Consider the following 13,418-nt stretch of genomic DNA (forward strand, 5'->3'; position numbering starts at 1 on the left):
AAGCCACCACAACAGCAACCCGCCGACGCTCCACAGCACCACACCCACAACCACCGCGCCCAAGCCCAAGCCCGCGCCCACGCCCGCGCCCAAGCCCGCGCCCAAGCCCAAGCCCACGCCCACGCCCACGCCCACGCCCAACCGCAGCGTGAACCGACCCCCGAAGACCGACCCGACGCTGCACCAGTAAGCCGATCGCGAGTTGCGCCGACACCACGTGAGTCGACTTCCGCGTCACCGCACACGTAGCGCCGGTGCGAGTCGTCGGATCGGCGGTGGCGAATCTCGCAGGCAGGTTACTGGACGGCGACCGGCACGGCCTCGGCCACGTCCACCCCTGCCTCCGGGGCGGGAGCCGCCTCCTTGACCCGCGGCTGCCACGCGCGGGCCACGCCGGCGGCGACCAGCATCGGCGCGGCGGCGACGGCGAAGCACCAGCCCAGCGGCAGCCGGGCGAGAGCGGTGCCCATGGCCGCGTAGCCGCCGGAGGAGCCGGCGTTGAAGGCGTTGTTGACCCACGCGCCGGCGGCGGTGCGGGCGTCCTCGGCGGCGAGTTCGTCGGCGACCAGGTAGGCGCAGGCCATCAGGGGTGACATGAACAGGCCGGTGACGGTCGTGGCGGTGGTCAGGGCCCAGACGTTCGGGGCCAGGCCCGTGGCGGCGACGCACAGGCCGAGGGCGGCGGTCAGGAGCGGAAGTCGTGTCCGGGCCGGCGCCGACCAGGTCACGGCTCCGTAGACCAGGCCGCCCACGATGCTGCCGACCGACATGCCCGCCTCGGCCCAGGCGATCGCCGACGTCTGGTGCCGCTGCACCGCGAAGGCCACGATCACCAGGTTCTGCGCCCCCAGGCCCAGGCCCACGCCGGTGGCGGCGACCACGGGCTCGAGGATGCGGGCGAGGGGGCGCTGGGAGGCGGTCCGGTCGGTGCGGAGGCCGCGCCTGCGGAACAGGCCGGCACGCGGCGCCGGGGCCGGCTGCTCCCGTCGTTCCTGCGGCTCTTGCGGCTCTTGCTGCTCGGCCGAGCCACGCGGCCGGCCCGCCGCCGCCGTCCCGACCACCGGCGACGCCATCATCGCGACCGTCCCGACCGCGACCAGTCCGGCGCTGAGCACCAGGCCCAGCGCCGGATCCACGACCAGCACCAGGAGGCCGACCAGCAGCGGACCGCTGACCCCGATCACCTCCTCGGCGACCGTGTCCAGGCTGAACGCCCGCTGCATCAGGGCCCGATCCCGGCCGCACATCGCGCGCCACAGAGTCCGCATCGTCGGCCCCAGCGGCGGGGCCGTCGCCCCCGCCGCCACCGCGGCCCCCTCCAGCACCCACAGTGGGGTCCCGGGCCGCCACGTCGCCGCCGCGAGGCCCAGCAGCGAACCGGAGTAGGCCAGCGACAGCGGGATCAGCACGCGGCGTGCGCCGTGCCGATCGATCAACCGTGCCCGCAGCGGCGCCAACCCGGCGATCACGAGCGCGAACACCGCGACCACCGCACCAGTCCGCCCCACCGAGCCGGTGGCGCTGGTCAACGCGAGGGTCAGGGACAGGAAGACGGTGCCGTACGACAGCCGCCCGACAAGAGCCGCGGCGAAAGTGCGCGCGGCGAAGGGAAGGCGGAGTACCGCCATATACGAAGACACGGGAGTTGTTCCTCACCATAAGAGGCCTGCGGGGACACCGATGGACCGTCACTCGGCCGACGGCCGGTGCGGTCAACGCTGTGTCCCTACGCAAGAGAGGTGACGAACATGGTGCTCAGGGTAGCGGTTCGAGAGGCACTGGGAAACTCCTGCGATAACAGGCCCCAGAGCATGCGATCATCGCCCCATGGACGAGCAGCAGCTGACCGGCGGTGTGAACACCGTGACGCGGATCGGAGACCGGGTCCACCGGCCGGCGGGAGAGTGGACCCCGGCCGTGCACGCGCTGCTGGAGCACCTTGAGGCGAAGGGCTTCGCGGGCGCCCCGCGTGTCCACGGCTTCGACGCCGAGGGCCGCGAGATCGTGGACTTCGTCGCGGGCGACGTCCCGGGCTCCGAGGCGCAGGTCTCGGACGAGGCCCTCACCGAAGTCGCCGTCCTGCTCCGCAACCTTCACGATGCGACCCTGGATTTCACGCCACCGCCGGCCGCCGTCTGGTACCTCCCGCCCCGCGCATCCGCCGAGGTGATCTGCCACGGCGACATCGCGCCCTACAACACCGTCTTCCGCGACGGCCGGCCAGTGGCGTTCATCGACTTCGACACCGCGCATCCCGCGCCGCGTGTCTGGGACGTCGCCTACGCCGCCTACCGCTTCGTGCAGCTCGTCGAGGACGGCGCGCCGGCCGGGGAACAGGCCCGGCGTCTTGCGCTGTTCGCCGACGGCTACGATCTCGCCACCGCCGACCGCGAAGCCCTGGTGGACACGGTGATCGCGCGTCTGCACCAGCTCGTGGACTTCATGCGGGCCCAGGCCGCCGCCGGGCACCCCGCCTTCTCCCGCCACGTCGCCGAAGGCCACGACGCCTATTACCTCCGCAACGCCGACCATGTCACGCGGCATCGGGCGCGGTTCGACGCCCTGATTCAGAGCCCGAAGTGAGCCGCGGCGAGCTTGGCGACGTCCTCCGGCTCCAGATGCGTGTTGTCGACGCGCAGATGGGTCTCGGGAGCGTGCGCGAAGTCGTCGATCGAGTTGAGGCGGTGCGCGGCGTCGGACTTCCGCAGGTTCTCGGCCGACCATTCCAGGTCGCGTTTGGAGGGCTTCTCGGCCAGCCGGGTGGCCCCGCCGTTGCGGATCAGGCGGACGTCCTGGTCGGCGGCGAGTTCCAGGAAGAGCACGCGGCCGCCGCGCTCGGCGAACGGACGCGAGTACTGCTCGACGAGCTTGCCGTCCTCGGGGTCGTCGAAGTCCCACACGAGGGTGAAGATCAGGCCCGGAAGATCGCTGCCCGCCGCCTCGCGCAGGATCTGCTCGCGGAATCCGTGGTTCAGACGCTGGAACTGCGGCGATTCGTAGGAGAACAGGCGTAGCAGGGGTTCGATCGTCATGTGGTTGTGCAGCAGCTTGAAGCCGGTGTGCGCGGCGAGCGCGGCGCCCACGGTCATCTTGCCGACGGCCGGGGGGCCGATGACGAACAGCAGCGTCGGCGCGGCGGGCGCGGCGGGATTCGGATCGGCGGCGGTCGGCTCGGTCATCGAGTCAGCTTAGGCCCGCGCGATCATCGTCGACGAGAGGGGGGCGAGGTGCGCCCCTGTACTCCCCGCTGCTCCCCGTGCTCCCCGTGTCTCGGTGTCTCAGTGTGGAGCTGTGGGCCTGGGTCGGCCTGGGCCGGCCTGGGTCGGCCTGGGTCGGCTGTGGCGGCCGACCGGCCCGCGCGACGTCGGCTCTCAGGCCGCGGCCTGGTCCGTCGGCCGGTGCGGCGCGATGGCGCGGCCGTCCGGGAGCAGCTCGCCGGTGTCGTCGAACAGGACGATCCCGTTGCAGAGCAGGGACCAGCCCTGCTCCGGGTGGGCGACCAGCACCAGCGCCGCGTCCCGGTCCGGGGCGGCGGCGCCCGGGCAACTGGGGTGGTGGTGGCAGCTGTGCGCGGAACTCGGCCGGAGAGCGGTCGTCGTCGTCATGGTCGTACTTCTTCGCGGTCGGGGCGGTCGCCCTTGCGTCCGCCGAGTGGTCTGAACCAGTGCTCCAAGTGTCGCGCGTCACACGCCCCGGCGCAGGGAATTCCGCTCATGTGACTCGGACATTCGGGGAAGGTAGTGCTCTGGTGCGTCGCCGGGGCCCCTTTTCGTAGTCACTACTGACTAGACGTGTCGCGGACAGTGTGGGTTCGTCGCTCAGAGTTCTACTAGGGATTACCCGGAGTCCGCGGCTCCTTAGGTGAGGCTTACCGGCTCGGGGGGCGAGCCGGCAAGCTCCAGCGTGCTCAGTGGTCCGTCAGCCGCCCGGCGAACCCGGCGATCACCGCGTTGCCGATGTCGGCCGGCGTCTCGGCGTGCAGGGCCTGGCCGTTGGCGGCGGCCGTGATCCTCGAGAGCGTCGACAGGTCCACGCCGCTGCCCAGCGCGACCACCATGACCCGGACGGTGTGCCCGGGGTTGGCCGCCTTGAGCGCGTTGAGCTTGCCGATCAGCGCGTCGGCGGACATGCTGTTCAGCCCGTCGTCCTTGCCGTCGGTGAACACGACGATCGCGTTGGACTTGTTCTCGGCCCAGCCGTTGAGCACCGTCTTGTACGCGTCCAGGATCGTGTCGTACAGCCCGTTGCGGCTGCCCGGCTGCACCGACAGCTGCTGCAGCGCGGCGTTCAGCGCGGCGCGCCGGTCGGGATACTGCCCGGTCGGGGCGGACAGCGGCCCCATCGGGACCACCTCCTGGTGCACCGTCCCCCCGCCGTCGGCCTTCGACTTGGTGGTGAACGTCCACAGCCCCAGCTCGGAGTTGTTGCCGAACAGCGGCAGACCGGCCAGGCACGCGGCCGAGGTGATCTGCAGCCGGGTGAGCGGGGTCTTGGTGGCCGGGTCGGTCTGGCCCGGCACGCTCAGCCCCATGGACCCGGACACGTCCATCACGACCAGGCCGCGGGTCTGCTCGCTGGTGGTGTTCCAGATCGCCAGCGACGTGCTGGCCGCGGTGTGCGTGGTGTCCGCGGGCGCCAGGGCCGGCAGCGCCGGGTTGACGCCGTCGGCGGGCGTGAGGATCCCGGCGGCGGCGCCCCTCGGGTCGCGGAACCCGGCCTTCTGCAGCGTGTTCACCGCCGAGGGGCTGTGCAGCAGCGTTTGGAAGTCGGCCGCGGCCTTGGCGTGCGCGGCGTCCAGACCCGAGCGGATCGAGAACGGGTAGTCCATCATCATCGTGCCCTCGGACGGGTAGAGCGCGACGAGCGGCGTGCTGGGGCTCGCGGTGTTGTACGCGGCGACCTTCTGCTCGGTGGCCGGGAACGCGGCGATGCCGCCGGAGGACGCCGCCGTGGCGCCCTTGCTCGGCAGATCGGTCAGCAGGGAGCTCATGCTGCTGGCCACCGTGTTGCTCATGACCCGGTAGACCAGCGTCAGGTTCTGCAGCGCCTGCTGCTGCTTGGCCTTGTCGGTGCCGGCCGGCGTGAGCACCGCCCCGCGCAGCATCGTGATCGCGGCCAGGCCCGGCCCGGAGTTGCTCGGATCCGGCACCGCGGTCTGCATCTTGTTGCTCTTGAAGTTCGCCAGCAGGTCGGCCCAGCCGAACGGCTTGCCCGGCCACCCGTTGGCGTCCGCCACCGGCTTCGGCACACCGATCACCAGAGGGCTGACGGCGACCGGTGTCGGATTGTCCACCAGGGTCTTGACGCCCTGGGCGCGGGCCAGGTCGAGCCACATGCCGGTGTCGGGTATCCAGACGTCCGGCGCGCTGGTGACGTCGCCGCCCTTGGCGGTGCCGGCCAGGAACGCCCCCACGGCCGCGGACTCCGCACTCGTGACGTTGACGTGCACACAGCCGGTCATCCCGTCGGCGACGGTCTTGACCGCGCTGTAGATGTCCGGGCTGGCGTCCACGTTGAGCGTCGTGCTCCCGCCGGGGCACGACGCGCTGTCCACGCTGGTCGAGCTCTGGCCGGTCGAGGCGGTGCCGGCCTCGTGTTTCTTGGTGTAGAACACGTAGCCGCCGCCGGCGGCCAGCACGAGGACGGCTCCCACGGCGACGAGTCCGGTGGGGAACGAGGAGCCGCTGGAGCCGCTGGTGTTGCGACGCGGAGTGTTGCTGGGTCCGTCATAGGACCGATGCCGGCCTGCCACGGTGGTCACGATCCCTTTCGTCGGTGAATGTCCGACAGTAATGTGAGTTGGAGTGTCGGCCCGGGGCCCGCGCCTCGTCCCCTGATCAGGGGTCGCAGGACCCGGGCCGCGGGTCGGTAGGGTCGGGCTTCCCGCGGATGGGCCGCGGGTGAGGATGAGGGGGCGCGCCTGTGGGCGAGCGTGTGGTCGCGACCGAGTTCACCGGGGCGGACCGGACGCGGTTCCGGGAACGGCTGCGCGCGGGGTTCGAGGTGTTCCGGCGGATGCTCGCCGAGGACCGGTTCGAGCGCGGTCGCACCCTGATGGGCGTGGAGCTGGAGCTGGACCTGGTGGGTCCGACGGGCCGCCCGGTCATGGTGAACCAGGACGTGCTGTCGCGGATCGCGAGCCGGGACTTCCAGACCGAGCTGGGCCAGTTCAACCTCGAGGTGAACATCGCCCCGCACAAGCTGGTCGGCACGGTGTTCTCCGAGCTCGCCGAGGAGCTGCGCACCTCGCTGGCCTACGCCGACCGGCAGGCTCGCGCGGCCGGGGCCCGGATCCTGATGATCGGGATCCTGCCGACGCTGGACGAGGAGCACATGGTCGTCGAGAACTTCTCGCACGAGGACCGCTACTTCCTGCTCAACGACGAGATCGCGCAGGTCCGCGGCGAGGACTTCCTGGTCGAGATCGACGGCGTTGAGCACCTGCGCACCACCTTCGGCTCGATCATGCCCGAGGCCTGCAACACCTCGGTGCAGTTCCACCTGCAGGTCTCCCCGGAGACCTTCGCGCCGGCCTGGAACGCCGCTCAGGCGGTGGCCGGGGTGCAGGTCGCCCTGGGCGCCAACTCGCCGTTCCTGTTCGGCCGGCAGCTGTGGGCCGAGACCCGGATCCCGCTGTTCGAGCAGGCCACCGACTTCCGGGTGCAGGAGCTGGCCGCGCAGGGCGTGCGCCCGCGGGTCTGGTTCGGCGAGCGCTGGATCGCCTCCCCGGTGGACCTGTTCGAGGAGAACCTGAAGTACTTCACGGCCCTGCTGCCGGTCTCCTCGGAGGAGGACCCGGAGAAGGTGCTGGCCGAGGGCGGTGTGCCGCACCTGCCGGAGCTGCGGCTGCACAACGGCACCGTCTACCGCTGGAACCGCCCGGTCTACGACGTGGCCCGCGGCAAGCCGCACCTGCGGGTGGAGAACCGGGTGCTGCCCGCCGGGCCCACGGTCGTCGACGTCCTGGCCAACGCGGCCTTCTTCTACGGCTGCGTGAAGTCGATGATGGACGACCCCGACCCGGTCTGGCGGCACCTGCTGTTCGCCGACGCGGCCCGCAACCTGCACACCGCGGCCCGGTTCGGCCTGCGGGCCGACCTGGCCTGGCGTGCGGACCGCCACCCCGGCCCGGTGCCGGTGCGCGACCTGGTGCTGCGGGACCTGCTGCCGGCCGCGCGCCGGGGCCTGGACGCCCTGGGCATCGACCCGCGTGACCGGGACGACTTCCTCGGCGTGATCGAGGGCCGCTGCGTGACCGGGCGCAACGGCTCGACCTGGCTGTCCGGGGCCTTCCACCGGCTGGTCGACGGCGAGGGCCTGGACCGCGCCGAGGCGCTGGAGCGGCTCACGGTCGAGTACGCGGACCTGATGCTCACCGGGGCGCCCGCGCACACCTGGCCGCAGGGCTGAGCCCGCGTCGGGGTGCCGGTTCATTCCTGGTGCCTCTCGTCGAACTGGTTGTCGGCAGAATTGACGTTCGCCGTGGTCGGGACTGGTCAAGGGGTGTGCGCGCGGGACCGCTGGCGCGACAGTAGTTCGCGGTGGATCGCCCCGACAAGAGACCACCGGGTTTGCCCGGGGGTCCGCGTCCAGTTTGTTACCGCATGGTAACTCAGGGTCCGTCCGTGGTGACGCCCGGTGGATCGATCATGGTGCCGCGGCCCTGTTCACAGGGAGGTCACAGGTGCGGCTGGAATGATGCGGTGCGGCGAGTGTGCCGAGCGCCGATCGACGTCCGGTTGACGACCGGTGCGCCGAGCGGTTGACGATCAGTGCGGCGAGGGTGAGGAGCCGGCGTGGCGGTGGTGGACGAGGGCGCGGTGCCGTCGGCGGGGGGACTGGGCGGCGATCCGGCCCGGTGGCGGACGCTGCTGCGGTTCGAGGTGCTGGTCGTGCTGGCGCTGTCGTTCGGGCAGTCCGCGGTGTACTCGTTCGTGTCGATCATCGCGAAGCTGACCGCGAAGCAGGCGCTGAGCAGCCAGAAGGCCGGGCTGAACGCGCCGCAGTCGGCGCGGCCCTGGCTGGACTTCACCTACCAGGTGCTGGACCTGGGCTTCAGCGTGGCGATCGTGGCGCTGGTGGCGTACCTGCTGCTGCGCGAGGGCGCCTCGCTGCGCACGATCGGGTTCGACTTCGCCGACCCGGCCCGGGACTGGATCCGCGGCGCGCTGCTGGCGGCCGGGATCGGGACGGCCGGGCTCGGGCTCTACCTGGCGGCGCACGCGCTCGGCGTCAACGCCACCGTGGTCCCGACGACCATGCCGCCCTCGTGGTACCGGGACGGGATCCTGCTGCTGGACGCCTTCCGCAACGGCGTCACCGAGGAGGTCGTGGTCCTCGGCTACCTGCTGCGGCGCTTCGACCAGCTCGGCCTGTCGCCGCTCAAGGCCGACCTCGCCTCCTCGCTGGTGCGCGGCTCCTACCACCTGTATCAGGGCTTCGGCGGCTTCGCCGGCAACTTCGTGATGGGCATGATCTTCTGCCGGGCCTACCGGCGCTGGGGCCGGGTGATGCCGCTGGTGGTGGCGCACGGGCTGATCGACGCCGTGACCTTCCTCGGCTGGATCCACATCGCCCAGCACCTGTCATGGGTACCGAAGTGAGCCGCGCCGCACTAATCTGACGCACCGTCAGATCAGGGGAGCGTGGAGGTCGCGATGACGGACGGCGAGAAGGCGTTGGGGCTGGCGGCGGTGTTCCCGACCGCGGACATGGGCGGCGGGGTGCGGTTCGTCTCGGCGGTGCTCGGACTCGAGCCCACCTTCGTGGACGGGGAGCGCTGGGCCCAGTTCGACCTGGGCGGCGCGCGCCTGGCGCTGGCCTCCGGGGCCGAGTCCTCCGGGGCGGCGCAGGTCATGGTGAAGGTCGCGGATCTCGCGGCGGCGGCCGGACGGCTCGCGGCGGCCGGCTATGACGTCGCCGGCCCGGTCACCGGTCCGCATGAGGTGCGGGTGTCGGTGGCCGGGCCGGATGGGTGGTCGGTGGTCTTGTACGAGCCCCGGTGAGCCCGTCGCCGGTTCTTCTTTCTCGCCCGGGGCTTCCCGGGTCTTCGGATGCTAAGCCGCCGGGATGGCTGGCGCTTGTACTACGGGGCCGGCCTCGACCGGCGCCCCGGCGGCCGTCTCCAGCACCGCCGTCGACTCCAGGTGCAGCGGCTGCACCAGGTGCGGGTCGACGCGCACCGGCTCCAGGGCGGGCTCCAAGGCGGCCATGGCGGCGCGGTCCAGGTAGCGCTGGAGCCGGGCCTCCAGGTTGGCCTTGGCGGCCGGCCACTCGGCGCGGACGATGGAGAACAGGGCGCTGTCCCGCACCCCGCCGTCGGCCGCCGGGAAGTGGGCGCGGCGGATGCCCTCGAACTGGGCCCCCAGCGCGCTGATCGCGGCGCGGCTGCGGGTGTTCCGCACGTCGGTCTTGAGGCTGACCCGGTGCACGTCCCACGCCTCGAAAGCGTAGGTCAGCATCATCAGCTTGGCCTCGGTGTTGATGCCGGTGCGCTGTGCCGACGGGTGCAGCCAGGTGGAGCCGATCTCGCAGGCGTCCGGGCGCCCGTCGGGGTTGAGGTGGCCGTGCCGCGGGGGCCAGACCCCGGCCCGCCAGTACTCGAGTTCGCGCAGGCGGCTGGTGCCCACGATGCGTTCCTCGCCGGTGACGGGGTCGATCATGATGGTGGTGAACGGGAGGGCGACGCCGGCGGCGTGATCCGAGGTCGCCAGGGCCACGTACCGGACCACCGCGTCGTAGTCCTTGGGCACGTAGGTGTAGTCGTAGGTGGACCGGTCGGCGGTGGCCGCGAACAGCAAACCGTCGAGGTGGTCCGGTCGCATGAGCTCCAGGCGGCACAGGCGGCCGTGGAGCGTGACGGGGGAACGCATGCGCATATCATCCACGACCTGAGGGTTTTGGGCGCGCGACACGGCGACTTGGCACTCTTGTGGGGAACAGCCGCAGGTCAGAGCCATGGTATCCGGGTGGCGCGCGACCGTCGGAGGGCTCGCGGCGGCCTCCCACGGCCCGTATTCACCCCCGATTCACCGGCGCTTCACCGCCGGGCGGCGGGTTTCAACACCCTCAACGCCGGAGAGGCGCTCACGAGACCTTCCACGGAGTGGTGACTGGCGTGCGGCGGGGGTGGTGCCGGATACTCCCGTTGTCGTCCGGTGTGATTTTCTTTGGTGGTTCCTCGGCGAGGGTCGTCGGGTGGGGATAGTGGCGCGGATTGGGAGAGGTTGGCGTGTCCGAGGGTGAGCAGCAGTTCGGCGGGCGTGATGAGGCCGGCGGGCTCGAGGTCGGCGGGGCCGACGCGGTGACGGAGCTGGAGACCAACAAGGGGCCGCAGGCGTCCTTCGACGCCGACCCCGAGGTCGCCGCGGGCTTCACCGCCTTCGAGGCCGGCGAGCTGGACGAGGCCGAGGCGGTCTTCACCCCCGCCGCGTCCGCCGGCAACCGCGCCGCGATGTTCGGCCTGGGCCTGGTCTACCAAGCCAAGGACGACTTCGACGCCGCGGTCCGCTGGTACGCCGCCGCCGCCGAACTCGGCGAGGCCGAGGCGGCGAACAACCTGGGCACCCTGCTCGCGGTCCGCGGCGAGACCGACGCCGCAGTGGCCTGGCTCACCCAGGCCGTGGCCCTCGGCTCCTCCGAGGCGGCCGTGAACCTCGGCCGCATGAACCACTGGGACAACCCGGCCGAAGCCGAGTTCTGGTACCGCCGCGGCGCCGAGGCCGAAGTGGGCTCGGCCATGGCCAACATCGGCGTCCTGGCCCAGCGCCGCGGCGACCTGGCCCAGGCCGCCGAGTGGTACCGCAAGGCGGTGGACGCCGGCGAGACCCGCGCGGTGAACAACCTCGGCAACGTCCTGCTCATGCAGGGCGAGGTCGAGGAAGCCATGACCTGCTTCAAGCGCGGCGCCGACGACGGCGACGGCCACGCCCAGGTCAACTACGCCCTCCTCTCCCTGGCCCGCGGCGAGGTCGACGAAGCCCTCCAGGCCGCCGAGAAGGGCCGCGAATCCGACGCCCCCGGCGCCGAGGTGGTCTACGGCCAGGTGCTGCTCGCCACCGGCGACCAGCAGGGCGCCGCCGAGGCCTTCCAGCGCGCGATGAACAACGGCGACCCTTCGGGGGCTTACGCCCTCGGCGTGGTGGCCGCCCAGACCGGCGCCCTGATCGACGCCGAGCGCCTGTTCCTGGCGGCGGCGACCGCCGGGCACGTGCCGGCGATGTGGAACACGGCGGTGCTGCTGCAGCAGAGCGGCCGGGCCGAGGACGCGCTGCCGTGGTTCGAGGCCGCGGCCGCCGCCGGGCACCCGGAGGCGCAGGCGGTGCTGTCGGGCGCGATAACGATTCAGCCGGGCGGGGACGCCGGGGGAGTGGCTACGGCCTGACGGGCCGACGGCCCCACGGGCTGACGACCTTTTCGAACGAGCGGGGCGGGCTTGATGCCCGCCCCGCTCGTTTGCGTGCCCGCCTCCTTCGGGAAGAAGAGTGCGATGCGGGAGTTCACATATGTCGGCCACCCCACGCGGGTCGTCTTCGGCACGCGGACGCTGAACCGGCTGCGCGACGAGGTGGAGCTCTTGGGGCGAAGTCGAGCCCTGATCCTCGGCACGGCGACGCGCACGGAGCTCACCGCGCGGGCCCGGGACGTCCTCGGCCCGCTGGCCGCCGCGGAGTTCGCCGGCGTCGTGCCCCACACCCCGGTCGAGGTCACCGAGGCGGCCTCGGAGGTGCTCCGGGAAGCCGGTGCCGACTGCCTGGTGGCCGTGGGCGGCAGCTCGGCGACCGGCCTGTCCAAGGCGCTCGCGCTGCGGACCGGACTGCCCCAGGTCGTCGTGCCGACCACGTACGCCGGCTCCGAGGCCACGCCAGTGCTGGGCCAGACCCGGGACGGCGTCAAGACGACGCTTCGCGACCCGAGGCTGCGGCCCCAGAGCGTCGTATACGACGTCGACCTGACGCTGAGCCTGCCGGTGGCGTTCTCCGTCACCAGCGGCGTCAACGCCCTGGCTCACGCGGTGGAGGCCCTGTACGCGCCGCAGACCGACCCGGTCACCGACCGGCTGGCCACCGGCGCCGTCGCGCTGCTGGCCTCCGCCCTGCCGCGGATCGCGGCCGACCCGGGGGACCGCGAGGCGCGCGCGGACGCGTTGCAGGCGGCGTGGCTGGCGGGCACATGTCTGGGCACCGTCGGGATGGGGCTGCACCACAAGCTGTGCCACACCCTCGGCGGAACCTTCGGCCTCGAGCACGCGGCGACGCACACCGTGATCCTGCCGCACGCCATGGCCTACAACGCGGCCGCGGCACCGGAGGCCATGGCAGCCGTCGCGCGGGCCCTGGGCGGCGCACCCGACGCCGCGACCGGCGTCCACGACCTGATCCGCTCACTCGGCGGCCCGCTGTCCCTGCGCGAGCTGGGCATGGCGGAGGAGGACCTGGCGCGCGCCGCCGAACTCGCCACCGCCGAACCGTATCCGAACCCGCGCCCGACGACCCGCGACGAAATCAGCGCCCTGCTGCACGACGCCTGGGCGGGACGCCGCCCGGCCCCGGCCGATCCGCTGCGGCAGCACCTGGCCGATCTCCGGGACGAGGTCGTGGCGAGCTTCGCCGGGACACCGGACGCGAGGCTCCGGCAGCTGCTGACGTCGCTGACGGAGCACGCCCACGCGTTCGTCGCGGACAACGGGCTGACCGAGGCCGAGTGGCGGGCGGCCGTCGACTTCCTGACCCGGGTCGGACAGATCAGCGACGCCACCCGCCAGGAAGCCGTGCTGCTGTCGGACACGCTGGGCATCAGCAGCGCGGTGGATCTGCTGACGAACTCACGCGCCGCTGGAGCCACCCCGTCAGCCGTGCTCGGCCCGTTCTTCGTCGAGGGCGCGCCCCGGGCGGAGAACGGCGCGGACCTGGCCGCCAGCCTGCCCGGCACGCCGCTGTACGCCGACCTGGCCGTCGCCGGCGAGCGGGGGGAGCCGTTGCCGGGCGCGTGGGTCGAAGTCTGGCAGGCGGACGACGACGGACTCTACGACGCCCAGGTCGAAGGGCTCGACACGACGCGGCTGCGGGCCCGGTTCACGGCCGACGCCCAGGGGCGCGTGAGGTTCCGGTCCATCGTTCCGCCGTCGTATCCGATCCCTGAGGACGGCCCGGTCGGCCGGTTCCTTCGGAGTGTCGGTCGCCATCCCTACCGGGCGCCGCATGTGCACTTCATGATCGGCGCGCCTGGCCATCGGCGGCTGGTCACGCAGCTGTTCGTCGCCGGCGGCGAGTGGATCGACGCGGACACGGTGTTCGGGGTCAAGGAGCCGCTGGTCGTGGAGTTCAGCCGGCACGAGGGCCCGACGCCGGATGGGCGGCCGGGCGAGGGGACGTGGTGCTCGCTCGATTACGTGTTCCGGTTGGTGAGAGACCGGTGAC

12 protein-coding genes are annotated in these 13,418 nt (G+C 72.2%); 7 read left to right on the forward strand and 5 right to left on the reverse strand.

Translation table 11 applies throughout. The features are described 5' to 3' along the window. Nucleotides 1-190, forward strand: a 190-nt coding sequence (locus ABD466_RS37995) for a hypothetical protein (RefSeq protein ID WP_344662125.1), incomplete at its 5' end; no start/stop codon positions are given. 106 nt (nucleotides 191-296) lie between these two features. Here ABD466_RS37995 and ABD466_RS38000 read toward each other — a convergent pair. Further along, on the reverse strand, nucleotides 297-1,640 hold the full coding sequence (locus ABD466_RS38000) for an MFS transporter (protein WP_344662126.1): 1,344 nt from the start codon (nucleotides 1,638-1,640) through the stop codon (nucleotides 297-299). Between the two features lie 187 nt (nucleotides 1,641-1,827). On the opposite strand from ABD466_RS38000, the gene ABD466_RS38005 reads away from it, so the two are divergent. Next, a complete protein-coding gene (locus ABD466_RS38005) occupies nucleotides 1,828-2,583 on the forward strand; it encodes a phosphotransferase enzyme family protein (protein ID WP_344662127.1) in 756 nt (251 codons plus the stop codon). On the opposite strand, the gene ABD466_RS38010 is transcribed toward ABD466_RS38005, so the two are convergent. The 3 genes from ABD466_RS38010 to ABD466_RS38020 all read right to left on the reverse strand — a co-directional run bounded on the left by ABD466_RS38010 (nucleotide 2,568) and on the right by ABD466_RS38020 (nucleotide 5,761). Further along, nucleotides 2,568-3,179, reverse strand: coding sequence for a DEAD/DEAH box helicase family protein (locus ABD466_RS38010; protein WP_344662128.1), 612 nt, complete (start codon nucleotides 3,177-3,179; stop codon nucleotides 2,568-2,570). The two genes, ABD466_RS38005 and ABD466_RS38010, sit on opposite strands and share 16 nt — an antisense overlap. A gap of 192 nt (nucleotides 3,180-3,371) precedes the next feature. Beyond that, the gene (locus ABD466_RS38015) at nucleotides 3,372-3,605 is read right to left on the reverse strand and encodes a DUF5999 family protein (protein ID WP_344662129.1); all 234 of its coding nucleotides are present in this window, start codon (nucleotides 3,603-3,605) and stop codon (nucleotides 3,372-3,374) included. Between the two features lie 302 nt (nucleotides 3,606-3,907). Next, nucleotides 3,908-5,761, reverse strand: coding sequence for a substrate-binding and VWA domain-containing protein (locus tag ABD466_RS38020; protein WP_344662130.1), 1,854 nt, complete (start codon nucleotides 5,759-5,761; stop codon nucleotides 3,908-3,910). A gap of 161 nt (nucleotides 5,762-5,922) precedes the next feature. Between ABD466_RS38020 and ABD466_RS38025 the strand changes: the two genes are divergently transcribed. The 3 genes from ABD466_RS38025 to ABD466_RS38035 all read left to right on the forward strand — a co-directional run bounded on the left by ABD466_RS38025 (nucleotide 5,923) and on the right by ABD466_RS38035 (nucleotide 9,005). After that, nucleotides 5,923-7,410, forward strand: a complete 1,488-nt coding sequence (locus tag ABD466_RS38025; RefSeq protein WP_344662131.1) for a glutamate-cysteine ligase family protein — start codon at nucleotides 5,923-5,925, stop codon at nucleotides 7,408-7,410. Between the two features lie 386 nt (nucleotides 7,411-7,796). Beyond that, nucleotides 7,797-8,603, forward strand: coding sequence for a CPBP family intramembrane glutamic endopeptidase (locus ABD466_RS38030; protein WP_425558843.1), 807 nt, complete (start codon nucleotides 7,797-7,799; stop codon nucleotides 8,601-8,603). A 54-nt stretch (nucleotides 8,604-8,657) separates the two neighbouring features. Beyond that, complete coding sequence (locus tag ABD466_RS38035) at nucleotides 8,658-9,005, forward strand: VOC family protein (RefSeq protein ID WP_344662132.1); 348 nt, start codon at nucleotides 8,658-8,660, stop codon at nucleotides 9,003-9,005. A gap of 51 nt (nucleotides 9,006-9,056) precedes the next feature. On the opposite strand, the gene ABD466_RS38040 is transcribed toward ABD466_RS38035, so the two are convergent. After that, complete coding sequence (locus ABD466_RS38040) at nucleotides 9,057-9,872, reverse strand: GNAT family N-acetyltransferase (protein WP_344662133.1); 816 nt, start codon at nucleotides 9,870-9,872, stop codon at nucleotides 9,057-9,059. A 359-nt stretch (nucleotides 9,873-10,231) separates the two neighbouring features. Here ABD466_RS38040 and ABD466_RS38045 point away from each other — a divergent pair, with 359 nt between their 5' ends. Together ABD466_RS38045 and ABD466_RS38050 are read left to right on the forward strand one after the other, a co-directional pair. Beyond that, nucleotides 10,232-11,383: a tetratricopeptide repeat protein gene (locus tag ABD466_RS38045; protein ID WP_344662134.1), complete on the forward strand. Its 1,152-nt coding sequence runs from the start codon at nucleotides 10,232-10,234 to the stop codon at nucleotides 11,381-11,383. A gap of 105 nt (nucleotides 11,384-11,488) precedes the next feature. Further along, a complete protein-coding gene (locus ABD466_RS38050; RefSeq protein WP_344662135.1) occupies nucleotides 11,489-13,417 on the forward strand; it encodes a maleylacetate reductase and hydroxyquinol 1,2-dioxygenase domain-containing protein in 1,929 nt (642 codons plus the stop codon). Nucleotide 13,418: the final 1 nt, after the last annotated feature.

Origin of the sequence: Catenulispora subtropica, from assembly GCF_039531675.1 — a bacterium.
Classification (GTDB): domain Bacteria; phylum Actinomycetota; class Actinomycetes; order Streptomycetales; family Catenulisporaceae; genus Catenulispora; species Catenulispora subtropica.